Origin of the sequence: Vibrio sp. F13 (assembly GCF_020806305.2) — a bacterium.
In the GTDB taxonomy this organism is placed as follows: Bacteria; Pseudomonadota; Gammaproteobacteria; order Enterobacterales; family Vibrionaceae; genus Vibrio; species Vibrio crassostreae_C.
In genome coordinates, this window is the sequence record NZ_CP170175.1 from 1382675 (window position 1) to 1407001 (window position 24327).

Here is a 24327-nt window from a genome sequence, read left to right on the forward strand (position 1 = left end):
CGACGACCTAGCTTAGTGAGACACTGCCACTCTATATTGAGAAAGTAAGCAATTACTCTTCATCAGGGAACCACTGCTGAAGAAGATCACGTGAACGCTCCAACTCATTTTGCCAAGTATTCACACCCACGATCGTTGGCTTAAGCAAGATCACGAGCTCAGTTTTTTGCGTTAACTGATTGGTATTACGGAACAAATGACCTAAGGCTGGAATATCACCGAGGAATGGAACTTTAGAGGTCACATCACTGGTGTTGGATTTCATCAAACCACCAATAACAACCACATCGCCATCTCGAGCTCGAATCACTGAGTCAGACTCACGAATAGAGCTTTTCGCCAAAGGAAGCTGCACCACACCCGTTGTAGAACCAAGGTTGAGCTCTTTCACTTCTTCCTCGACCTCAATAACGGCTGGGTGAACATGTAAGAATACGCTACCTTTATCATCTATCTGAGGGGTCACATCTAAGGAGATACCCGAAAAGAACGGAGTTAACTCAACCTCAGGTGCGACGTTCGCGTTGTCACCACTGCCTACCGCGCTAGATAAATCCGTCACGTAGTATTCGTCAGTACCCACTTTGATAACCGCTTTCTGGTTGTTTGCAGCTGTGACTCGTGGGCTTGATAGAACGTTCAGGTCACCTTGAGTATCCATAAAGCTCAATACCGCTTCAAAACTGCCATCTGAGATCGTTACGTTGGTTTGCCCGCCTAACAAAGAGCTGATCGCATCTAATGGAGGCAAAGTTCCACCAGGTCGATCAATTACCACACCGCCGCTGCCAATCGACTTAGATAAATTAGACCAGCTAATACCTTGTTGGTAACCATCACTCAAGGTTACTTCCATGATTTTGGCTTCTAGGATAACTTGACGCTGCAGGCGTTTTTGAGAAATACCTAAGAACTCTCGAACCTCACGAATTTCGTCAGGGTAAGCACGCACTGTAATCACACTCGCTTGCGGGGTCACGACAACGCTTTGCCCATCGCCCGAGCCAATTAAGTGAGCAACCGCCGCTTCAAGCTGTGGCCAAAAATCACTTTCAGAGGTCGTTTCAATCTCTGTACCACCATTCGATGTCGAGTTTGATGAATTAGAAGAGTTAGATGAATTTGACGAGTTTGAGTTCGAGTTTGAAGAGCTCGATGAATTCGAATCTGAGTTAGAGATCGTACCGGTGGTGATCGTCGTTAGTGAGCGACCAGAGCGCTTAACTTGTAAGTAATCGACAGGGATCGTTACGGTGCGAAGACCGGCAGGATAAACTTGAATCACTTTGCCACGCTTTTCAATATCGTAGCCATACATATCTTGAGCAACAGCCAGTACCTCATCTAACGTCACGTCCGTTAGATTAAGCGTAAGGTTTCCAGACACACTTGGGTGAATAGCCGCACTATATTCCGTACCTTTCACTAAGCTGGCAAAAAAAGTTCTCGCTTCAACGCCTTTTGCCTGAATACGAAAACGCTTAACCGTTTCCATCCCCGGAGACATCGAGTCAGAATTAAGCTGAGGCATAAGGTCATCTTGAACCGACGAAGGCAGCTCATGAAGCGCTCTGCTATTGGCTTCATTAATTGATTCGTTTAAAGACTCTTTAATCTCAACAGGATCTCTATGCCCCATCGAACAGCCGACTAAAGATGACACTAGGATTGCTACTACAAGTTTACGCATGTCTTCACTCTAACCTTAATTATTCTTAACATCTAAAGAGAACATCTCTAATTTCCACTGCTTAGAGCTTCTCTGCAGAGTGACGTATTCTGGATCTATGTTCTTAACTCGGTACCCTCTGATCGTTTCCCCTTGTCCGAGAATCTGACCATTCATAATCGCATAGCAAGGCGTATCTCCCTTACACACGATGCTTTCTAAAGAAGGCAAGCGATAACGAGTTGGTGCTTTCTTAGCAGGCGCCGTTTTCTGTTGAGGTGAAAGCCAGCCTAATGGCGCCGTGGGATCTTGCTCAGCCCACACAAAAGAGCTACTAAATAGCAAGGACAACAAAAGAGTTCTAACCACCGATAAACTCCTGTCTAGTACCTAATGTGTAAACCTCGAACACCAGTCGAGCTTTAGGATATTCTTCTACTGAGTATTCAAATGTGCGCCAGTAGTAACTCACAGGTAGAGACTCAAGTGCTTGAAGGTAAGCTGAGATATCAAAGTAACTGCCGGTTAGCTCCATTCTTACAGGGTGAAGAAAGTAGCCTGAATATTCGCTGGTCTCTTTATTGTTCGAAATCGCTTCTGGTTTTAATGACTCTAGCGATTCAAGCTTTAGTCCATTACCGGCGTTAAGAACGCTCTCCAGTAACTGCGACATTTGAGAAGGTGTGATTAATCCATCAACAATCTGAGAAAGCTGAAGAGAGAGATCTTGGCTCTCCACCAGCAGCTTTTTGTACTCTCGATTAATTTCTTTGTCTGGGTCTTTGTTTAACTGAGCTTGCAGAACAAGTAACTCACCTTGCTGCCTTTGATTCGATTGAGTCAGGCTGCTCGCCTTGGCATTTTTAGCTTGTAGATCGAGATACGCAGGCTCAACCAATAAGGTGAACAACAACATCGATAGGCCAACAAAACCACACACAAAAAGTAGCCATTTTTCTCTTTGACTTAATGCAAGAAACTTATCGCTCAGCTGGTTCCACTGCTGCATTATTTACTCTCCCGACGAGTACTTAGCTCAAACGTCACCACATCCTGATCATTACGGCCAATTTTTAGTTTTTCAAAAGTGCGTCCGACTAAATTAAGCTCACTTTTAAACTGACCAATCCAGTTCGGAACGACATTTGCGTTACGAGCCAAGCCACTAAGATCTAAAGTATCGTGGGTCATGTAGATGTGCGAAAGAGAAATGTCATTTCGGCCTAATTTAGCTAAGGAATTCATGACGCCAGAATACCCGACTTGTTGGGATTCGTCGTATTGTCCAACAGCCTTCAAAGCCTCTTTTTTAGCCTCAGTCTCACGTTTGAGACGCGCAACCGCCGCGACTTTCTCTGGAGACGGTTTATGCTGAGTTAACTTACTATTCAATTGGTTAACTTGCTTGTTAAGTTGATTCGAGTCTTGTTGCAGGGCTGTTAGCTCTTTATCTAGATTAGAAACTTGATACTGCATTGCGAAGTAACCACCAAGCATCAAAACACAAATTACTCCCCAGCTCGCAACAACATTGGTCAGCGTAAAATATTCTTTTTTAGGCTTAAGGTGTTCAGGGTAAAGATTGACCTTAAACGTCTCTTTTTCAGCTGCAAGTTTAAGCAACAAACTCTCTGAATTATCACGCTCACCTTCAACCAACAGTGAAACTGTCGAGCTCAATGTACTGTTTAAGGCACTTTGTAACTCTGCTTCATCTTCTTCGTCACAACAGATTTTAAGCTGGTGAAGCTGGGTGCCTTTAATTTGAGAAGAAAGGTAATCAATCGAGCGTTGAAGCTCTAAAGCGAGGCCATCTAACTGCAGAGCACTTAACGCAACACCCGTTAAAGGTGGCACAACACTGCGGATGGTTCTTTGAAAACAAACGGTATTTTCGACAAACGCACCCAATTTAAAGTGTGAATTGACGCTACGTTGTAAAAGAATGAAATTAGACAGTTCGCCTGCACTGTAACCCCAGATTTCATCTTCAGGAGCAACACCTATTAATTCAACCTGAGCCGAATTAGTGATATTCAAAAGCTTGTCCAACAGCTTTTTAGGCAGGACATATACTTGCAGCTTGTTCGACGTTGGTAACGCGACCGCACTCGCAGTAATTTCCGTGACTCTTTCTGAAACAAGATCTTTGAGTAAAAAAGGCAGTGCTACCGACCATTCACTCTCTGGAATGTCCGGTTTATCAATTTGGTAGGTTTGGTAGTAGTTAGCACAGACAATCAGTTGGACGCTATTACTGGTAAACGCCTCACTGCTAAGCGATTTTTTTAGCGCACTCTCCCAGTCCCCATTAACCACGGGAATGCTGGCTACTTGAGGATCTTGTTCTGTCGATGAAATATAAATGGCGTCATTGCCCAGCAAGACAACTTGCGAGCTACCTTTATTATTCGTTGGCTTTATTTTGTCTAAAATCGCTTTAAAATTCATTCTTAACTACTACTCTTACGCCATCGATTTCTTCGTCCAACTTTGACAACAGATTCCGCTTTCGCGGCTTTTTCTGCTTGATTAGGCAAAGGGATAATTTGTTGTTCTTCGTCGAAATATCTCCCTTGATAGCCGTTAATGCCTAACTCTATCAAGGTATTCTTTTCTTGTTTTGTCTCGACTCCAACGGCAATAACTTGAGTTGGAGAATCACCACACGCCCCAATTAAGCTGCGAACAAACAGTTGGTTCTCATGCCTTTGGTCGATTTTCTTTATTAGGCTTCGATGAAGCTTAATATAATTAACCTTCAAATCCTTTATATAGTGAGTGCTAACAATGGTTCGCCCAGCTTGGCCAACCACAACTTTACACCCTAAACCTCGCAACACCTTTGCCACCGGTCTCATATAATCAAGATGAGCAATCAAGTGCCCTTCTGGAAACTCAAACGCAAGCTGAGAGCGGTGTTGAGCAGAGAGCTGTAACAACTCACTCCTAAACCACTTAAAGTGCTGTTTATTAGCAAACGGGGTAACATTCAGATTCACTGAATAGTTGATAGGTTGAGTTGATTCTTTCAACGATTTCAACACAACCTTTAGAACCGATTGGTCCATTTGAGCTTGATAACCCACTTGCTCTACCGCAGGCATAAATCGAGACGATTTCAATAAACCTTTGTCAGGATCCTGAATTCTAGTAAATATTTCTCTATGCAATTCATTGACTTGACCAGATTCCGGCATAAGATAACACCGCTGAGCAAAGATTACTAAATTTTCAGGAAGCAGCGCTTTATCAAGTAATGTTCTCCAACGAACACTGCCTCTATCAAGCTCATTCTTATTCTCTTTCGGGTAACGGCTCCAGTTATTAATACGCTCTAACTGAGCACTCTTTAGTGCCGTTTCCGTTTCATCCATGATCTGGCTATGACGCTCACCTTCGGTATACATGGTCACACCAATATGACACCAGTTATCCGACTCTAAAGGCTCTGGCGGAGTTAGCTTATCTAACTGCCTTAAACACTGAGCAGCCAAGGTCGCAATATCTTTTGCGCCCTGATGAGGGATAAATACAGCAAAGTCCGCTTCGTAATAGCGAGAAAAAATGACATCGGGATAGCGTTGAACGATATTCGACAGTACTTCACCGACTTCAATAATAAAGCCGTCTGTGGTTTGCTTATCGTTAGCATCACTAACTTGCTCCCATTCGTCGATACGTATCAGTAACACACCGCCTCGAGCACCACTTTCATGCAGTGCCGATTCCAGCTTATTATCGAATAAAACTCGGTTTGCCGTTCCCGTGAGTTTATCTAGGAAAGTATGGGTACGAATAAAGGTATCAAAGCGACTTCGTTCTTGACGAGCATCTTGTAGCTCTTCAATCAATACATCTAAGGCTTCGCTTGCGGTATAAGGCCACTCTCGCTCATCTCCCTTTGCATGAGCTTCAACCTGACCGGCCAAGATCATTCTTCCTCGCTCTTCCAAGATTTCAGAACCCATGAGTTGTTCTTTCAACCAACGAACACCGCGAGCAAGACAGAACAGAACCAATGCGACAGCCAAAGTAATTGACCACATCGCTTCCATTGAGTAGTTGTAGCCAATATAAGGAGGAAGTGCTTTAAATTCGATTCGGTAGCCTTCATTACGCTCTAAAATGAAGCTTTTCTCATAAAGACGATTGGGATCAATTTGTGGGGAGGTATCTTTGAAACGATAAACGATGCCGGTCTTGTTCGAGAGTTTCATCTCAACAATATTGCTCGCCTGCAACATCTTAGGCATCCAACGCTGCATTGAATACGCGGCGTCAGGGTCTTCCATCTCTTTATCTACAACGTCGACAATGCCAACCAAATAATGGTCTAAATATTCCTGTCCAATACGCTTAAAGGAAAGTGTGCCACCAATAAAAAGAATGAACATCGCGCTGATCACTATCACGGTGACAAATGCGACCAATCGAGTGCTCAATTTTAGTGTCGGGGTATATCTCATGAATAACGAAATCCTTTTCAACTCACATTATACCGTATTGCTACTTATACTATAAATTGACGTTGTAAATAAAGCGTTAAGAATTGTAGGTAACAAAAAGCCGCGATGAACGCGGCTTTTTCCAATTTAATACTGTCTTTATAATATATTAAAAACAGGGATCAAAATGGGATGTCATCATCAAAATCCATTGGCGGCTCATTATATTGAGGTTGAGCCTGCTGAGGAGCTTGTTGAGGTGCTTTTGGCTGCTGTTGAGCGGGAGCACTGTATTGTTGTTGCTGTTGTTGTGGCTGCTGTGGCTGACCCCAACCACCTTGCTGTTGGTTGTTACCCATGCCACCTTGAGCAGGAGCACCACCTTGAGCACGGCCGCCAAGCATTTGCATTACACCATTGAAGCCTTGAACAACCACTTCAGTTGTGTAGCGATCTTGACCGCTTTGATCTTGCCATTTACGTGTTTGAAGTTGACCTTCAATGTAAACTTGAGAACCTTTACGTAGGTACTCACCAGCAACTTCCGCAAGCTTGCCAAACAGAGCAACACGGTGCCATTCTGTTTTTTCACGCTGCTCGCCAGTTGCTTTATCACGCCATGACTCTGACGTTGCAATGGTAATGTTCGCTACTGCGCCGCCATTTGGCATGTAACGAATTTCAGGGTCATTACCTAGGTTACCCACTAATATAACTTTGTTAACTCCACGGCTAGCCATGATTTGCTCCGTCTAAATTCATAGTCTCAGAAAATTTTAGCGCACAAGAATAGCATGCTTTTCTACAGTGATAAATCGCATTCCTATTCTCTCCTCACTACAAAGAATAAAAACGTAACAAATCATGATATTCAGAGCGATGTTGCTTTTTTCTCCACTTACAAACCACTCATTTACTTTGATAATTGATATTCAACGCAAGTCACTATCAAGGCGCTAGAGAAGCTAAAGCCTGCATGACAACGTGGAATCTAATCCCACTCAAACAGGACGTTTCAATGAGAAAATCAAGATACGCTCGCACTTTACACTTTCTGTGCATCGACCCAAACGATACCTATCTACATGTAAAAGAGATAGAAAAGCATTTATCTATTGTTCTCTACAAAATGACACCCGACGAATTAATGCTAGTTGATAGAAAGCAGAGTAACCGGATCTTGCTCGTCGATTACAGAGAGGTACCACAACTACTGATTATTTGTCCTAACCTGACTGTTATGTGGAAAAATCACGAAATCATTTTATTCAATGTCCCCCAGCAACTTCCAACCTCAGAGCTTCTTACCTATGGGGTACTAAAAGGACTCTTTTACAACACTGAACAAAAGGACAAGATTGCTCGTGGTCTTCAAGAAGTCATTGATGGCGATAACTGGCTGCCAAGGAAGGTAACCAATCAACTGTTGTTTTATTATCGCAATATGGTCAATACCAACACCACACCAACCAATGTTGATTTAACCATTCGTGAGATCCAGGTGATTCGCTGTCTTCAATCCGGGTCTTCAAACACACAAATCGCCGATGACTTGTTTATTAGTGAGTTCACGGTTAAATCTCACCTCTATCAAATATTCCGTAAGCTTGCGGTAAAAAATAGAGTTCAAGCGATAGCATGGGCAAACCAGAACCTGCTTGCATAATCGACCCACCTCTTAGTCTGACGATAATTTTGAGGGAAGCTCTAGTAAACCATGGCTATTGTTGCTGAATTTTCTACATAACTTATGCTAGAGTTGCCCTCAGAAATATCAACCACTCAGGTTGAATCAATAATTATTATAGATAAAGGGTCTTATCATGATCAAAAAGTGCCTTTTCCCGGCAGCTGGCTACGGTACACGTTTTTTACCTGCAACCAAGTCAATGCCTAAAGAAATGATGCCTGTAGTAAACAAACCTCTGATTGAATACGGTGTAGAGGAAGCTATCGAAGCTGGTATGGATGGAATGTGCATCGTTACTGGACGTGGTAAGCACTCGATCATGGATCACTTTGATAAAAACTACGAGCTTGAGCACCAGATTAGCGGCACCAATAAAGAAGACCTATTGGTTAATATCCGTGAAACGATTGAAGCGGCAAACTTCACCTACATTCGTCAACGTGAGATGAAAGGCCTTGGCCATGCTATTTTAACGGGTCGCGAACTTGTAGGCGATGAACCGTTCGCAGTAGTACTTGCTGATGACCTTTGTGTGAACGAGCAACAAGGCGTGCTAGCTCAGATGGTTGCGCTATACAAACAGTTCCGCTGTTCTATTGTTGCTGTACAAGAAGTTCCAGAAGAAGAGACTCACAAGTACGGTGTTATCTCTGGCGAAATGATCAAAGATGACCTTTTCCGAGTTGATGACATGGTAGAGAAGCCAGAGCAAGGTACAGCACCAAGCAACCTAGCGATCATTGGTCGTTATATTCTGACTCCAGATATCTTTGAATTAATCGAGCAGACAGAACCAGGTAAAGGCGGCGAAATCCAGATCACTGATGCATTGCTAAAACAGGCAAAAGCAGGCTGTGTATTGGCTTACAAATTTAAAGGCCAACGTTTTGACTGTGGTAGTGTTGAAGGCTATATCGAAGCAACAAACTACTGCTTCGAAAACCTATACAAGAAAGACCAGCAGCAAATCGAGCTAGGTAAACACTCGACCAAGAAAGAAGCATAACGACTGGTTAATCACTAACGTTACTGATTTTAGAAAGGGCGACTCTTTGAGTCGCCCTTTTTGTTTACTGTTTTTTTATCCAGTAAAACTTTGCACAAATCTCACTCTATGTAATACTTTAGCCACTTAAAATTACATGGTCTATTGAGATGGATAAAATAGAAATTAGAGGCGCTCGTACGCATAACCTCAAAGACGTCAACCTAACCATTCCACGTGACAAACTGACTGTCATCACCGGATTATCGGGTTCAGGAAAGTCGTCACTTGCGTTTGACACACTCTACGCAGAAGGTCAGCGTCGTTATGTTGAATCTCTGTCTGCTTACGCTCGTCAATTTCTATCTCTTATGGAAAAGCCTGATGTCGACCATATTGAAGGTCTGTCTCCAGCTATCTCAATAGAACAAAAATCGACTTCACATAACCCTCGCTCAACCGTCGGTACCATTACCGAAGTCTATGATTACCTCAGATTATTGTATGCGCGAGTAGGCGAACCTCGCTGTCCAGACCACAACATCCCTCTAGCAGCACAAACCATCAGTCAAATGGTCGATAAGGTCTTAGAACTGCCTGAAGGCTCAAAGATGATGTTGATGGCACCGATTGTCAAAGAGCGCAAAGGTGAGCATGTTAAAACACTGGAAAACTTAGCTGCGCAAGGCTTTATCCGAGCCCGAATTGATGGTGAAACCTGTGATCTATCCGATCCACCAGCACTTGAACTTCATAAGAAGCACACCATTGAAGTTGTGGTAGACAGATTCAAGGTTCGTCCTGATCTTCAACAGCGTTTAGCCGAGTCATTCGAGACCACATTAGAGCTCTCTGGCGGTATCGCTGTCGTCGGCTGGATGGACGAAACGGATCAAGAAGAGATCGTATTCTCTGCTAACTTCGCTTGTCCTAAATGTGGTTACAGCATGCAAGAGCTTGAGCCTCGCCTGTTCTCATTTAATAACCCAGCAGGAGCCTGTGGTACGTGTGATGGTCTTGGTGTTCAACAGTATTTTGATCCAAGCCGAGTGATTTTAGATGAGAACCTAAGCATTGCTGAAGGTGCGATAAAAGGTTGGGATCAAAAGAACTACTACTATTTCCAGATGCTAACGTCGCTGTCAGAACATTATGGTTTTGATCTGTATGCGCCATTTAATTCTCTACCGAAAAAGACTCAAGAGATCATTCTAAAAGGATCAGGTCGAACTGAAGTGGAATTCAAGTACATCAATGACCGAGGTGATATTCGAGTTAAGCGTCATCCATTCGAGGGCATTTTAAATACCTTAGAGCGCCGTTACCGTGATACTGAATCTAGCGCGGTGCGTGAAGACCTTGCCAAATACATCTCAACCAAGTCGTGTTCTAGCTGTGATGGCACTCGCCTGAGACTAGAAGCTCGCAATGTTTTCATTGGTGATACCACACTTCCGGAAATCGTTGAACTTAGCATTGCTGACGCACTACAATTTTTCCAAGAATTGAAGCTAGACGGTCAACGTGGGCAGATCGCAGATAAAGTGATGAAAGAGATCAATGATCGTCTGCATTTCTTAGTCAACGTTGGTTTGAACTACCTTAACCTATCACGCAGTGCTGAAACGCTGTCTGGTGGTGAGGCGCAACGTATTCGTTTGGCGAGCCAAATCGGTGCCGGTTTAGTTGGCGTTATGTATGTACTTGATGAGCCATCAATTGGTCTCCACCAGCGCGATAATGAACGTCTATTGCAAACCTTAATTCACCTGAGAGACTTAGGTAATACGGTACTTGTTGTGGAACATGACGAAGATGCAATTCGTTGTGCTGACCATGTTATCGATATCGGTCCAGGAGCAGGGGTGCACGGTGGTCACGTGGTGGCAGAAGGTACCATGCAAGACATCATCGAAAACCCGAACTCTTTGACAGGCCAATACCTGAGCGGTGCTAAAGAAATTGCAGTGCCTGAAAAGAGAACGCCTATCGACAAGAAAAAGGTCGTCGAGATCGTTGGCGCAACGGGGAACAACCTAAAGAATGTGACCGCGACAATTCCTGTTGGCTTGTTCAGTTGTATTACGGGCGTATCAGGTTCGGGTAAATCAACGCTTATCAACGATACCTTCTTTAAAGTCGCCCACACTCAATTAAACGGTGCCACGACTGCAGTTCCAGCAAAGCACAAAAAGATTAAAGGGTTAGAACATTTTGATAAGGTAATCGACATAGATCAAAGCCCTATCGGTCGTACACCAAGATCAAACCCTGCGACCTACACAGGGATTTTCACCCCTATTCGTGAACTATTCGCGGGCACTCAGGAATCACGTTCTCGTGGTTACAAGCCAGGTCGATTCAGCTTTAACGTTCGTGGTGGTCGTTGTGAGGCTTGTCAGGGAGACGGCGTAATCAAGGTAGAGATGCACTTCTTACCCGATGTGTATGTGCCTTGTGATGTGTGTAAAGGTAAGCGCTATAACCGTGAGACTCTAGAGGTCCGCTACAAAGGTAAAACCATTGACGAAGTTCTAGAGATGACTGTGGAAGATGCTCGTGAATACTTCAACCCGGTACCTGTTATCGCTCGTAAGCTGCAAACTTTAATGGACGTTGGCCTCTCTTACATTCGCTTAGGGCAAGCAGCTACAACCTTATCTGGTGGTGAAGCTCAGCGTGTTAAATTAGCGCGTGAACTGTCTAAACGAGACACGGGAAAAACCTTATACATTCTCGATGAGCCAACAACAGGCCTTCATTTCCACGATATCCAGCAGCTACTGACGGTATTACATAGACTGCGTGATCACGGTAATACAGTTGTCGTGATTGAGCACAACCTAGATGTCGTTAAAACAGCAGACTGGATCCTAGATCTTGGCCCAGAAGGTGGGCAAGGTGGTGGTGAGATTGTTGCAGAGGGTACACCTGAAGATGTGGCGTTAGTCGAAGGTTCACACACTGCTCGCTTCCTTAAGCCTATGTTAAATTTGAAGTAGGTGTAAAATAGCGCCCTGCGGGCAGACAGAAAAATGTTAAAGTAACAGAGCTTGTTTCAGAAGGAACAAGCTCTGTTTTTATAAGGTTAGGGATTTATGGCAACAATACACACTAGCGGTACTCAGCTAGAAAATCAGGTCACTCAGCTACCACTCAACAAAGCATTTCTGGCTTCTTTAGCTGTTGTATTCTTGTTAGCTATGCATTTTTTTATGCCGAATCCTGGTGGTTCGGGCCTTGCTCTATCCTTTAACCCTACCACTTGGCTAGCGCTAAGCTTCACGCTAGCGATTGGCTTTTACCAACTCGCGACCAATCGAGTACTCAAGTATTCCAAATTAACAATTGGCTTGTTGATTAGCTGCATCATACTCACGCTACCCATTTTATACAGCAATGCTGCACCTCAAGGAGCGTCAGGACGCTTGCTTGGATTGTGGGCGGGCTTTGCCTTATTTGTGGTGCTGCAGCAATTTAAGTTCAGCAATAAACACAAGCAACGTATGTTGTGGTTCATTGTACTTGCTGTTGTTATACAAGCACTATTTGGCTATGTGCAATATTTCTTATTAGAACCTGGCAACCTATTTGGCTACAACACTGCTGCAAACCGACCATATGGGATATTTCAACAACCGAATGTAATGGCAAGCTTTCTTGCTACTGGTTTTGTGCTGTCCGCTTACCTTTTAGCAAGGCAGCCGGCTAAATATAACCATAAGATCAGCGAATCATTCCTACTGTATTTAACTCCAACCTTAACCGTGCCCTTGCTGATCATCATTGCATCACGTACCGGATGGTTGGCCGCTGTCATTGGGTTTATCTGCATTCTGCCCTATCTATACAAGTTCTCGACCAAGAAACGCTTCTACGGATGGTGCGCATCAGTGCTCGTCGGTGTCTTCGTCGCTTTTTCGGTGATCAGCCTAAGTGCGACTGATAGCCTCGCTAGCAAGAAAGCGAACCTAGAAAGCCCGCGCGCTTATACGTTCCCGCAAGCTTTAGATATGATGATCGAAAAGCCATTTACAGGTTATGGTTACGGGAAATTTGAGTCTGAATACACGCTATATACAGCTCGCCAACATCAACTCAACTCGAACTATCATCCAGGTCTTCCTTCAATGGATCACCCGCACAATGAGTTCCTGTTTTGGGGAGTTGAAGGGGGGATTGTACCAATCATCGGAATCTTGATTGCTGCAATATTGGTGATGTCACGCATAACAAGTTCAGCAAAGGGAACACGTCTAGCCCTGCTCGCGTTATTTATCCCAATCCTTTTGCACTCTCAACTTGAGTATCCTTTTTACCACTCGGCGATTCACTGGATAATATTCATTATATTGATTTACTGGGTAGATCAGCGCTCTTCCCGACATTATCAACAGTCGTTCAGTATCATCAGCAAGACCCTATTTAGAGTGTTGAGCTTAGTGCTCCCTATTTTGGTCAGTTTTTATATGTTGAGCGCCCTGCACACCAACTATGTACTGACTAAGTTTGAACTGTCTAAGCCGAAAAATCCGGACATTCTTAAGCAGGTAACGAACCCAGTGGTGTGGAAAGATCGCTACGATTGGGATATATACAGCACTTACCTTAATATCGGCCTCTACAAAGCCGACCCGAGCCTTATACAGCCTTACATCGATTGGTCACTGGAGATCATTAAGAGCAAACCAAGACCGGCTTTCTACAGCAATCTGATTCTGGCGTATCAAGGCCTAGGAGAAGAAAGTAAAGCAGAGCAAATTCGTAGCGAAGCGAACTTTTTATTCCCTAACAGAGACTTTTCAAAGGTTCAGTATAAGAAAGTGTCACAAGCAGAAGATAACGTTTCGTCTGCAGAATAATGTTAAGAATTCGCAACGCAAGCTTCACTTAGTAGGCAGTAGGAGCTTGGGGTAGATACAAAAAAGCGCACGATCTCTCGTGCGCTTTTCTTTTTAATTTCAGTTCATGCAGCTACTTCAAAACATCTTTTAGCGCTTTTAGGCACAACGCGACATTCTCTTTACGAGCACCGTAACCCATTAGGCCGATACGCCATGCCTTACCAGCCAAAGAGCCAAGCCCAGCACCGATTTCAAGATTATATTCTTCTAAAAGCTGCGTTCTGATCTTAGCCTCATCAATTCCTTCTGGGAAATAAAGTGCATTAAGCTGCGGCAGGCGGCTCTCTTCATCAACCACAAACTTTAACCCTAGAGCTTCTACGCCTTCTTTAAGCTCTTGGTGCATCGCATGATGACGAGACCACGCATTATCTAAGCCTTCATTTTTCAACAAAACCAGCGACTCATGCAGAGCATAAAGGCTGTTCACGGGTGCGGTATGGTGGTAGCTACGCTTACCTTCTCCACTCCAGTAACCTAATACTAAACTTTGATCCAAAAACCAGCTTTGCACTGGTGCTTTACGGGCTTTCATTTTATCAACCGCACGCTGAGAGAAAGTCACTGGAGATAGCCCTGGCACACAAGACAGACACTTTTGGCTGCCAGAATAAACCGCATCAAGCTGCCACTCATCAACCAGCAATGGCACACCACCTAATGATGTCACTGCATCAACAATCGTTAACGCATCAAACTGACGAGCGACAGCAGAGATAGCTTGAGCATCAGATAACGCTCCGGTTGATGTCTCTGCATGCACAAATGCAACAGCAACGGCATCGGGGTTTTCTGCCAATGCTTGTTCTACCTTTTCAACTGAAACGGGCTTGCCCCATTCGTCATCAACAAGGATCGCTTCGCCACCACAACGCACCACGTTTTCTCGCATACGCTCACCGAAGACACCGTTACGACAAACAATCACCTTTTCACCAGGCTCAATCAAGTTAACAAAACAGGTCTCCATACCTGCACTGCCCGGTGCAGAAACGGCAATCGTAAATTCGTTTTCAGTCTGGAAAGCGTATTTAAGAAGCTGTTTCAGTTCATCCATCATCGCAATAAACAGCGGATCTAGGTGACCTATGGTTGGACGGCTCAAAGCCTGTAACACTTGAGGTGAGATATCTGAAGGACCAGGTCCCATTAACGTTCGGTGTGGTGGATAAAAGCTATCGATAGCAGTAGTGAGTGGTAAATTAGACATGTACATCCCTTACGTTAATGTTGTGAACAATCCACCCTAAAGCAAATTGATTACCTCAGCAATTAGCCATAAGTATTGAGGTCAAACCACTGTCACATAATTGTTAAAATTATTTTTCAATTATCTCAAGTTACGGATTGACATTGTTACCACAAAAACGTTCAATGAAACGGCTATCTAGCAGAAGAGGAGCACTGCCCAGGCAGATGTTTTGTGGAACCGCATTTCCAATACAAAACATTTATGGGGAGCAGTGCCGAGATAATAAAAGGATGCAGGACCTTTATTATCGGTTGAGCGGGCTGAATCCCGTCAACTGTCGCCATTTCTATATGGTGAAGAGCTTCTGAGGTTACTATTCTAATAATTCCTCTCTTTTTGCTCTAAAACTCTCTTCGAAAAACATCGGACGTTGGATTACCCAACCGTAATTTTATTTTAGGAAGTCGTGGGAGATATATCGTGAGTGCATCTAATGTAGCTGGTTCTTTTAATGTCGCTAAGTTTGGTGGAACAAGTGTTGCCAACTTTGAAGCAATGAGCCGTTGTGCTGCCATTATTGAAAACAACTCAAACACGAAACTGGTCGTGAGTAGTGCATGCTCTGGTGTCACTAACTTGCTGGTTGAACTAGCAAATGGTGTTCAAGACAAAGCTCGTCGTCAGGAACTAATGGCGCAATTAGCGGACATTCACAACGCAATTCTTGACCAACTCGCAGATCCAATCAGCATCGAAAAAGAAGTCCACAGCATTCTTGATGACATTGCGAGCGCTGCAGAGGCCGCATCATTCCAAACAAGTACTAAACTGACGGATCACCTTGTCGCATGTGGCGAGTTGATGTCGACACACATCTTGGCTCAGATCATCTCTGAACGAGGCACTCCTGCTGTTCGCTTTGATATCAGAGATGTGATGCGCACTAATGATGATTTTGGTAAAGCCGAACCTCAACTAGAAGATATTGCCGCTCTAGCGCAAGAGAAACTGATTCCACTTTGCCAACAACAAGTTGTCGTTACCCAAGGTTTTATCGGCGCTGATAGCGAAGGTAACACCACGACTTTAGGCCGCGGTGGCAGTGATTACTCAGCAGCACTGATTGCCGAATCTGTACAGGCGATTGGTCTAGAAATCTGGACGGATGTTCCAGGTATCTACACCACAGATCCTCGTATTGCACCTAAAGCTTCTCCTATCCCAGAGATCAGCTTTAGTGAAGCATCGGAAATGGCAAACTTTGGTGCAAAGATACTGCACCCTTCAACTCTAGTACCTGCATTGCGCCACCAAATCCCGGTATTTGTCGGCTCTTCTAAAGCACCAGAGTTAGGTGGAACTTGGATTCGCCAAGAAGTTGAAAGCTCACCATTATTCAGAGCACTTGCTCTTCGTTGCAACCAAACGATGGTTACGCTTCGCAGTGCAAACATGTTCCATGCTTACGGCTTTTTGGCGAAGGTATTCGAGATCCTTGCTAAACATAAGATCTCAGTCGATCTCATCACGACTTCAGAGATCAGTGTCTCACTGACTCTCGATCAAACAGACACATCAGGTGGTGCTCCTGAGTTACCAGAAGCTGCTCGACTGGAGCTTGAAGAGTTGTGTTCTGTAGATATTGAACACGACCTATGCCTTGTTGCGCTTATTGGCAACAACATGAGTGAAAATAAAGGCTATGCAAAGCAGGTGTTTGGCACTCTGGAAGATTTCAATCTACGTATGATTTGTTACGGAGCAAGCCCACACAACTTGTGCTTCTTGCTAGATGCATCTGTTTCTAAGTTGGCGATCCAAAAACTTCACCAAGAGTTATTTGAATAAGGCGATGGTTAATTAATTGGTTTTAATTAACCAAACCCCAGATACAAAAAGGGTTGCTCTTGAGCAACCCTTTCTCTTTTTTACTTTACGAACCAAAGCTCGTCATAGATTCAAACTAGTTAATGTTTGGACCTAACCACTTCTCAGCTTCCAACATATCCCAGCCCTTACGAGCAGCATAGCTATCCACTTGATCCTGTTGAATCTGTGCAATAGCAAAGTATCTAGCATCAGGGTGTGAGAAATACATACCCGACACTGAGGCACCTGGCCACATTGCGTAACTCGTGGTTAGTGACATGTCGATGGCTTTTTCAACGTCCATCAACTCCCACAACGTGCCTTTCTCTGTATGTTCTGGGCAAGCAGGGTAACCCGGAGCTGGACGAATACCTTGGTACTTCTCTCGAATCAAATCGTCGTTAGACAAATCCTCATCAGGCGAGTAACCCCAAATGTCCTTTCTCACTTCTTTGTGTAAATATTCTGCAAACGCTTCAGCCAAACGGTCCGCAACCGCCTGAATCATAATCGCATTGTAATCATCACCATTAGCTTTATATTCATCAGCAAGCTCTCGCTCACCAATACCGCCAGTAACCGCAAAGCCACCAATCCAGTCAGCTTTACCGCTTTCTTTTGGCGCAATGTAATCAGACAAACAGTAGTTAAAGCCTTTTGGTTTCTCTGTTTGTTGACGAAGATTGTGTAGAACTTTTAGAACTTCGGTACGAGATTCATCGGTATACACCTCAATATCATCACCAACACTGTTCGCTGGGAACATGGCACACATACCACGCGCTTCAAGCAGCTTCTCTTTCTCTACGCGATCCAGTAAATCATTAGCATCTTTGAATAAACGTTTTGCCTCTTCACCCACTTCTTCATGATCAAGGATTGCAGGGTATTTACCAACCAATGACCATGTCATAAAGAATGGAGTCCAATCGATGTACTGACGCAAAGTTGCCACATCAAAATCATTGAAGATATGAACTCCCGGCTTAGCGGGTGCCGGTGGCGTATACGCATCCCAATCGATAGCAACTTTATTGGCACGAGCTCTTTCAAGCGTGACAGGCTTGGTACGAGGCTTCTTACGATTGTGCTGATCTCGAACGCGATCGTAATCGATATCCAGCTTCTCAACGAAAGCGGGTTTCAATTCATCAGAAAGTAGTGAAGTACAAACACCCACTGCACGCGAGGCATTATTTACGTATACAACAGGTTCTGAATAATTCTGCTCAATCTTAACTGCTGTGTGAGCTTTAGATGTGGTTGCGCCGCCAATCAGAAGAGGCAGCTTGAAACCCTGTCTCTCCATTTCTTTAGCAACATGTACCATTTCATCAAGAGACGGTGTAATCAGCCCAGACAGGCCAATAATGTCGACATTCTCTTCTTTCGCTACCTTGAGAATCTTCTCGCAAGAAACCATCACACCTAAGTCGATAATTTCGTAGTTATTACACTGTAAAACCACACCAACGATATTTTTACCGATATCGTGAACGTCACCTTTAACGGTCGCTAACAAAATCTTACCGTTAGTTGCGCCCACTTCTTTGGATGCATTAATGAATGGTTCTAAATGGGCAACCGCCTGTTTCATCACACGCGCAGACTTTACAACCTGTGGTAAGAACATCTTACCTTCACCAAACAGGTCACCAACAACGTTCATTCCGTCCATTAGAGGACCTTCAATCACTTCAATAGGACGAGAGGCATTAACACGAGCTTCTTCGGTATCTTCAACAATAAAGTCGGTGATACCTTTTACCAAAGAGTGCTCCAAACGCTTCTCTACAGGCCAAGTTCGCCACTCTAATGCAGATTTATCTTCAACCTTACCAACAGCACGCTCTAGGTATTCGGTCGCCATATCCAGCAATCTTTCAGTCGAATCATCACGACGGTTTAGTACGACATCTTCAACAGCATCACGCAGATCTTCTGGAACATTATCGTAAATTTCCAACTGACCAGCGTTTACAATGCCCATATCCATACCGTTTTTAAAACAGTGATATAGGAATACCGCGTGAATAGCCTCACGGACGTAGTTATTACCACGGAATGAGAATGAAACATTCGACACACCGCCAGAGATCATCGCATGCGGGAGATCGCGTTTGATGTCTCCTACTGCTTCAATGAAATCAACCGCATAGTTATTATGCTCATCGATACCAGTAGCCACTGCGAAAATATTCGGGTCAAAAATAATATCTTCTGGTGGGAAACCGACTTCATCAACAAGAATGTTGTAGGCATTGGTACAGATTTCGACTTTACGCTCTCGAGTATCAGCCTGCCCGACTTCATCAAACGCCATCACGATGACAGCAGCACCATAACGACGAACTAATTTGGCTTGCTCAACAAACTTCTCTTTGCCTTCTTTTAGAGAGATTGAGTTAACGATGCCTTTGCCTTGAATACACTTTAGGCCAGCTTCGATAACTTCCCACTTAGAAGAATCGACCATAACAGGTACTTTCGAGATTTCAGGTTCTGAAGCACATAGATTCAGGAATTTAACCATACACGCCTCGGCGTCTAGCATCCCTTCATCCATGTTGATATCGATAATCTGAGCGCCATTTTCGACTTGCTCGCGAGCAACACTCAATGCTTCGTCGTAAAGCTCTTCTTTGATCAAACGCTTGAAACGCGCAGAACCAGTGACATTGGTCCGCTCACCTACATTCACGAACAAAGATTCTTTAGCTATCGTCAGTGGCTCTAGTCCCGAAAGACGACAAGAAACTGGTAAGTCTGGCAATTGACGCGGCGTTACACCTTCAACGGCCTCAGCCATTTCACGGATATGCTCTGGAGTAGTACCACAACACCCACCAATTAGGTTCAAGAAGCCACTTTCAGCCCACTCTTTAACATGTTCAGCCATATCCTCAGGAGAAAGGTCATACTCGCCAAATGCATTAGGCAAACCCGCATTAGGGTGAGCAGAAACATTGCACTCTGAGATACGAGACATCTCACCGACATACTCACGCAGTTCATCAGGGCCCAATGCACAGTTCAATCCAAATGAGATTGGTTTTACATGACGAAGGGCGTTGTAGAATGCTTCTGTCGTCTGTCCTGAAAGGGTACGACCTGATGCGTCAGTGATGGTACCGGAAATCATCACTGGAAGAGCAATACCCACCTCTTCAAAAACAGATTCAACGGCAAAGGCACACGCTTTCGCGTTTAACGTATCAAAGATAGTTTCAATAAGAATTAAATCTGAACCGCCCTTAATGAGCGCGCGAGTCGATTCAGAATAGGCTTCAACCAGTTCGTCAAAGCTAACATTACGGTAACCTGGATCGTTTACATCAGGCGAGATAGAACAAGTTCGGTTGGTTGGACCTAATACACCCGCGACGAAGCGAGGTTTATCTGGGGTCTTTGCAGTCCATTCATCAGCTGCTTCACGAGCAAGCTTGGCAGCAGCAAAGTTAATCTCTTCACTAAGGCTTTCCATATCATAGTCGGCCATAGCGATGGTTGTAGCGTTAAAGGTATTGGTTTCGAGGATGTCAGCCCCAGCTTCCAAATACTCCATATGGATATCTTTGATAAGCTTAGGCTGTGTAAGAACTAAAAGGTCATTGTTGCCCTTCAAGTCACTGTGCCAATCAGCAAAGCGTTCACCACGATAGTCTTGCTCTTCCAATTTATAATCCTGAATCATGGTGCCCATGCCACCATCAATCAGTAAAATTCGTTGCTTCAACAGAGCGTCAATCTTTTGCCTTACATTACTTCCCACGGTACAACCTCATTCCTTTAATTATCCCTCCATCCTATCACACATTAAAAAGGAGTCTAGACGTCTAAAAAAGGAAATTGATTACTGAGTCATGACAAAAAAATGTTTGCTATTTGAGCATGAGACAACGAAAATTCATATTCATACTTTGTTACATGTTGGAATCCCAATGTCGGTCTATTACACCTTATGCTTCTTGTCCGCTGCAGCCATGCTTATTGCTTTCGTGAATACAAAAATTGGTAAAATGCAGACAACCATCGCCATCACAGCTGGCTCAATGATGTTATCTCTATTGATTATCATTGCGGGACAAAATAATTGGTTCCAATTGGCAGACATTGCCTCAGAGACCGTTGCCAGTATCAATTTTGAAGATTTCCTTCTAAAAGGGATATTAGGATTCTTACTATTTGCAGGCGGTTTGGGAATCAAATTACCAAACCTAAAAGACCAGAAATGGGAAATAACAGTACTCGCGTTAGGTGCTACGCTGTTTTCAACATTCTTTATCGGTTTTGTGCTGTACGGGTTTTGCCAGTTCATCGGTATTCAATTTGATCTGATTTACTGCCTACTCTTTGGCTCGCTAATCTCTCCAACCGATCCCATCGCCGTGCTAGCAATAGTAAAGAAACTCGACGCTCCCAGAAGAATCTCTACTCAAATCGAGGGAGAATCTCTATTCAACGATGGTTTTGGCTTAGTTATCTTCGTAACCCTATTTACTATCGCATTCGGCACAGAAGCGCCAACCGTCGGTAGTGTGACCATGCTATTCGTTCAAGAGGCAATTGGCGGCATCGTCTACGGTTTTGTTTTAGGTCTTGTATTCCATTACCTAATCAGCAACACCGACGACCACTCGATGGAGTTGCTATTAACCATCGGCATTCCAACTGCTGGTTATGCGTTTGCTGAAGTTCTACATGTATCAGGACCATTAGCGATGGTGGTCTCAGGTATCATGATTGGTAACTGGACTCGCTTTATCGGATTCTCAAAAGAGAGTGAAGATCACTTAGATCATTTCTGGGAATTGATAGATGAATTCTTAAACGGCGTATTATTCCTACTAATTGGTATGTCGATGCTGTTATTCAAATTCCACCAAGAAGATTGGATCTTAATGGCTTTCGCAGTCCCTCTAGTATTGAGTGCACGTTACTTGAGTGTTTTCTTGTCTTACATCGGATTTAAACGCTTTAGAACTTACAACCCGTGGTCGATTAAGATTCTAACTTGGGGTGGTTTACGCGGTGGCTTAGCACTAGCCATGGCACTTTCAATCCCTTCAGGTATCTGGGTAATTGAAGACAAAGCAATCGATGTTAAAGAGATAATCCTTGTCATGACATACGCCGTTGTTGTGTTTTCTATTCTGGTTCAAGGCTCAACTATCACTCCTATGATAGAGAAAGCAAAACAAGCAGAGAAAGAGCTAGATTAACACCTAGATAGATCAACCAAGGCCGCCTACTTTAGGTGGCCTTTTTATACCCAATGGAAGTCAAACTCACCAATTCCCATACTGAAGCTATCGCTGAAAGGTATGCGTGGAACATAGAGCTCATATCGATATTTGATACCACTATTATTGGAGTAATCGAAAGCCTTAATTTCGGGGGAGCACTAAATTTGGCCAGAACTCGTTCAGAAGGTTAAGTCATACTGAGAACTCGTTCTTCTGCTCACTCGTTAGTCTACCCAATAACCCACTCTCAAGTTATATAAGCTTCAATCGAAAGGCTTCACCTTTCACCTGGAAACAAAAATAACGGGACTCAACGTCTCGCTAGAATAGCGTTAGTTATTAACAGGACTACGGAGCTAGATGAGTGGTGAACAGAAAGCTTTAGCTTTGAACTAAGTCATTAAATACAGCAAGGCTGCACTAAATCAGTGTTCGATAGAGATAGCTAAAGGAACACATGGTACTTCAAGTGATACTTGTAAAAATGACAGGAATAAAAAGCGCTAGCATTTCTGCCGAGACGTGCAGACTAGAGTCTTAAATATGGCAAGGCTGGAATGAGTAGGCACTCCGGAGATTCGAGCACGCAGGTGAGCTAGGAGCGCCTAGTTATCCCAACATTACTTCGTAGAAGCAGCAGATACAAAAAAGCCCCAGTATTTCTGCTGAGGCTTAGTATATGGAAAGGTTGGAGGTTTAGACTCCCAACACGCGCTGTTTTGGTAAGTAGGAGAATCCGCGGCTTTGCTAATGGCGTATATTATACCAATCCGGAAAATTAACTGATCAGGTCAATCCAATCTCTTGTACACATTTTTGTGACGCAATCTTTGCACTCAAGAAATCCATTCCAAGCGCTACAGACCTTCGAAACAATATCGTTATAATCAATGAAGTTTTGGTTTGCTAGATAGTGTTGCCTTAACCAACTCCACACTTGCTCTATAGGGTTAAGCTCTGGTGAGTATGGCGGCAATTTGATAATACTGACATTATCAAATGGGTTAGCAATATCATCGGTATGCCATCCTGCGCCATCCATTATTACCACTGAATGACGGTCTTTTTCTGTGACTTTAGATATCTGCTCTAGATGGTTTATCATGATGTCTTTGTTAACCCAAGGGACGACCATTGCCTCACCAATCCCTCTCGATGGGCACACTGAGCCAAACAAATAAGCGTATTCAAATTGCTGCTGTTTTACTACGCGAGGTCTCGTTCCACGAGTAGCCCAAAGACGTGTTGTTGTGTTCTGCTGACCAAACCTAGCTTCGTCTTGAAACCAGACATCAACACTCTCTAGCCCAATATGGTCGGGGATCTTAAGGATCGTTTCGATTTGGAATTTTTTTAAAATCGTCTTGTATTTGCTGTGATTGTTTAGGGTGTTTGGAACGAGAAGTTATCCAAGAAAAACCCATGTGGTCGAGGAGATAATAGATGGAATTAGGGTGGTAGTGCTTGTCAAAGTGTTTAACGATGTAGTCATGTATATCGCTTCCAACAAGGCGGCCACCAGAAGGTGATTCAGCTTCTTTTTTTATGAAGGCACTGAGTTGAGCCCGCTGCTCATCGGTGAGGTATGCAGGCCTACCAGTCCGAGGTTTTTCTTGAAGTCCTTCTAGGCCTTCTTCAAAAAAAATCCGAACCCATTTATTGACACTGGTTCGACTGACTTTGAGAAATTTTGCAATTTGTGTACGAGAGAGGCCGTCTTTAAAGTGTGCGAGCGCAAGTAAACGCATCTTCATCTGAATGGTTTTTTGCTGGCTCGCAAGCTTTTTGAAGTCAGTGTTATTAAGGCTATCCATGGCTAAATTTCACAATAATTCATCAATCTTAATTAGATCACATTTTTACTTTAATTGGTATTAGATTCAGAAAGCAAAAAGGCTCTAGCATTTCTGCTAGAGCCTTAAATGTGGCAGGGGTGGAGAGATTCGAACTCCCAACACGCGGATTTGGAATCCGCTGCTCTGCCAATTGGAGCTACACCCCTAAAACTTTCATTACTTCCAGATTCGAAAAAACCTCGCACTAGGCGAGGTTATCGAATAAGTGGCGGAGTGGACGGGACTCGAACCCGCGACCCCCGGCGTGACAGGCCGGTATTCTAACCAACTGAACTACCACTCCGCAGTGGTCAACTCACTAAGTGAGCGTCCATATCTCCAGGTCGGTCAACCTAAAGATTTAATTTAAAGCCTGGCGATGTCCTACTCTCACATGGGGAAACCCCACACTACCATCGGCGCTATTGTGTTTCACTTCTGAGTTCGGCATGGAATCAGGTGGGTCCACAATGCTATGGTCGCCAAGCA

Annotated in this window: 15 protein-coding genes, 2 tRNA genes, 1 rRNA gene and 1 riboswitch; of the genes, 6 read left to right on the plus strand and 12 right to left on the minus strand. The window is 43.9% G+C overall.

Annotation, left to right across the window (positions count from 1 at the left end):
• Positions 1-52: 52 nt before the first annotated feature.
• The 6 genes from mshL to LMH68_RS06235 all read right to left on the minus strand — a co-directional run bounded on the left by mshL (position 53) and on the right by LMH68_RS06235 (position 6857).
• On the minus strand, positions 53-1690 hold the full coding sequence (mshL, locus tag LMH68_RS06210) for a pilus (MSHA type) biogenesis protein MshL (RefSeq protein ID WP_017065932.1): 1638 nt from the start codon (positions 1688-1690) through the stop codon (positions 53-55).
• 15 nt (positions 1691-1705) lie between these two features.
• Positions 1706-2038, minus strand: coding sequence for a hypothetical protein (locus LMH68_RS06215; protein WP_017061346.1), 333 nt, complete (start codon positions 2036-2038; stop codon positions 1706-1708).
• The gene (gene pilO / locus LMH68_RS06220) at positions 2031-2678 is read right to left on the minus strand and encodes a type 4a pilus biogenesis protein PilO (RefSeq protein ID WP_017061345.1); all 648 of its coding nucleotides are present in this window, start codon (positions 2676-2678) and stop codon (positions 2031-2033) included. Before pilO ends, LMH68_RS06215 begins: the two co-directional genes overlap by 8 nt.
• Positions 2678-4120, minus strand: a complete 1443-nt coding sequence (locus LMH68_RS06225; protein ID WP_229648292.1) for an MSHA biogenesis protein MshI — start codon at positions 4118-4120, stop codon at positions 2678-2680. Before LMH68_RS06225 ends, pilO begins: the two co-directional genes overlap by 1 nt.
• A 2-nt stretch (positions 4121-4122) precedes the next feature.
• Positions 4123-6138, minus strand: coding sequence for an RNase E specificity factor CsrD (gene csrD, locus LMH68_RS06230; protein ID WP_229648293.1), 2016 nt, complete (start codon positions 6136-6138; stop codon positions 4123-4125).
• 161 nt (positions 6139-6299) lie between these two features.
• Positions 6300-6857 (minus strand): single-stranded DNA-binding protein, encoded by a 558-nt coding sequence (locus LMH68_RS06235; protein WP_017061342.1) that lies wholly within the window; start codon positions 6855-6857, stop codon positions 6300-6302.
• A gap of 278 nt (positions 6858-7135) precedes the next feature.
• On the opposite strand from LMH68_RS06235, the gene LMH68_RS06240 reads away from it, so the two are divergent.
• From LMH68_RS06240 to LMH68_RS06255, 4 genes are all read left to right on the plus strand, one after another.
• Positions 7136-7783 carry a LuxR C-terminal-related transcriptional regulator gene (locus LMH68_RS06240; RefSeq protein ID WP_029235590.1) on the plus strand — a complete coding sequence of 216 codons (648 nt, stop codon included), beginning with the start codon at positions 7136-7138 and terminating at the stop codon, positions 7781-7783.
• Between the two features lie 157 nt (positions 7784-7940).
• Positions 7941-8813, plus strand: coding sequence for a UTP--glucose-1-phosphate uridylyltransferase GalU (galU, locus tag LMH68_RS06245; protein ID WP_017061340.1), 873 nt, complete (start codon positions 7941-7943; stop codon positions 8811-8813).
• Positions 8814-8962: 149 nt separating this feature from the next.
• Positions 8963-11794, plus strand: coding sequence for an excinuclease ABC subunit UvrA (uvrA, locus tag LMH68_RS06250; RefSeq protein WP_017061339.1), 2832 nt, complete (start codon positions 8963-8965; stop codon positions 11792-11794).
• Positions 11795-11890: 96 nt separating this feature from the next.
• On the plus strand, positions 11891-13654 hold the full coding sequence (locus tag LMH68_RS06255) for a PglL family O-oligosaccharyltransferase (protein WP_229648294.1): 1764 nt from the start codon (positions 11891-11893) through the stop codon (positions 13652-13654).
• Positions 13655-13766: 112 nt separating this feature from the next.
• On the opposite strand, the gene LMH68_RS06260 is transcribed toward LMH68_RS06255, so the two are convergent.
• A complete protein-coding gene (locus tag LMH68_RS06260; RefSeq protein ID WP_017061337.1) occupies positions 13767-14906 on the minus strand; it encodes a pyridoxal-phosphate-dependent aminotransferase family protein in 1140 nt (379 codons plus the stop codon).
• A 176-nt stretch (positions 14907-15082) separates the two neighbouring features.
• A riboswitch (Lysine riboswitch) is annotated at positions 15083-15260 on the plus strand.
• A gap of 108 nt (positions 15261-15368) precedes the next feature.
• On the opposite strand from LMH68_RS06260, the gene lysC reads away from it, so the two are divergent.
• Positions 15369-16736, plus strand: a complete 1368-nt coding sequence (lysC, locus tag LMH68_RS06265) for a lysine-sensitive aspartokinase 3 (protein WP_017062973.1) — start codon at positions 15369-15371, stop codon at positions 16734-16736.
• 115 nt (positions 16737-16851) lie between these two features.
• On the opposite strand, the gene metH is transcribed toward lysC, so the two are convergent.
• Positions 16852-20529, minus strand: coding sequence for a methionine synthase (gene metH / locus LMH68_RS06270; RefSeq protein WP_229648295.1), 3678 nt, complete (start codon positions 20527-20529; stop codon positions 16852-16854).
• Positions 20530-20698: 169 nt separating this feature from the next.
• Here metH and LMH68_RS06275 point away from each other — a divergent pair, with 169 nt between their 5' ends.
• Positions 20699-21979: a cation:proton antiporter gene (locus LMH68_RS06275; protein ID WP_017061334.1), complete on the plus strand. Its 1281-nt coding sequence runs from the start codon at positions 20699-20701 to the stop codon at positions 21977-21979.
• Between the two features lie 802 nt (positions 21980-22781).
• Here the strand turns inward: LMH68_RS06275 and LMH68_RS06280 are convergent.
• The 4 genes from LMH68_RS06280 to rrf all read right to left on the minus strand — a co-directional run bounded on the left by LMH68_RS06280 (position 22782) and on the right by rrf (position 24325).
• Positions 22782-23817 (minus strand): IS630 family transposase gene (locus LMH68_RS06280; protein WP_413755655.1). Its coding sequence is split into 2 segments (ribosomal slippage): positions 22782-23357 and positions 23359-23817, totalling 1035 coding nucleotides; the frame shifts between segments, so codons are not numbered across the junction.
• A 111-nt stretch (positions 23818-23928) separates the two neighbouring features.
• Positions 23929-24005: transfer RNA gene (locus LMH68_RS06285), tRNA-Trp, on the minus strand.
• A gap of 60 nt (positions 24006-24065) precedes the next feature.
• Positions 24066-24142 (minus strand) — tRNA-Asp (locus tag LMH68_RS06290).
• A gap of 67 nt (positions 24143-24209) precedes the next feature.
• Positions 24210-24325: ribosomal RNA gene (gene rrf, locus LMH68_RS06295) — 5S ribosomal RNA — on the minus strand.
• Positions 24326-24327: the final 2 nt, after the last annotated feature.

What these genes read in the sequence shown, in the direction of transcription:
- mshL (WP_017065932.1), bottom strand. Translation starts at nt 1,690, where the DNA reads ATGCGTAAACTTGTAGTAGCAATCCTAGTGTCATCTTTAGTCGGCTGT.
- pilO (WP_017061345.1), bottom strand. Translation starts at nt 2,678, where the DNA reads ATGCAGCAGTGGAACCAGCTGAGCGATAAGTTTCTTGCATTAAGTCAA.
- LMH68_RS06225 (WP_229648292.1), bottom strand. Translation starts at nt 4,120, where the DNA reads ATGAATTTTAAAGCGATTTTAGACAAAATAAAGCCAACGAATAATAAA.
- csrD (WP_229648293.1), bottom strand. Translation starts at nt 6,138, where the DNA reads ATGAGATATACCCCGACACTAAAATTGAGCACTCGATTGGTCGCATTT.
- LMH68_RS06235 (WP_017061342.1), bottom strand. Translation starts at nt 6,857, where the DNA reads ATGGCTAGCCGTGGAGTTAACAAAGTTATATTAGTGGGTAACCTAGGT.
- LMH68_RS06240 (WP_029235590.1), top strand. Translation starts at nt 7,136, where the DNA reads ATGAGAAAATCAAGATACGCTCGCACTTTACACTTTCTGTGCATCGAC.
- galU (WP_017061340.1), top strand. Translation starts at nt 7,941, where the DNA reads ATGATCAAAAAGTGCCTTTTCCCGGCAGCTGGCTACGGTACACGTTTT.
- uvrA (WP_017061339.1), top strand. Translation starts at nt 8,963, where the DNA reads ATGGATAAAATAGAAATTAGAGGCGCTCGTACGCATAACCTCAAAGAC.
- LMH68_RS06255 (WP_229648294.1), top strand. Translation starts at nt 11,891, where the DNA reads ATGGCAACAATACACACTAGCGGTACTCAGCTAGAAAATCAGGTCACT.
- LMH68_RS06260 (WP_017061337.1), bottom strand. Translation starts at nt 14,906, where the DNA reads ATGTCTAATTTACCACTCACTACTGCTATCGATAGCTTTTATCCACCA.
- LMH68_RS06275 (WP_017061334.1), top strand. Translation starts at nt 20,699, where the DNA reads ATGTCGGTCTATTACACCTTATGCTTCTTGTCCGCTGCAGCCATGCTT.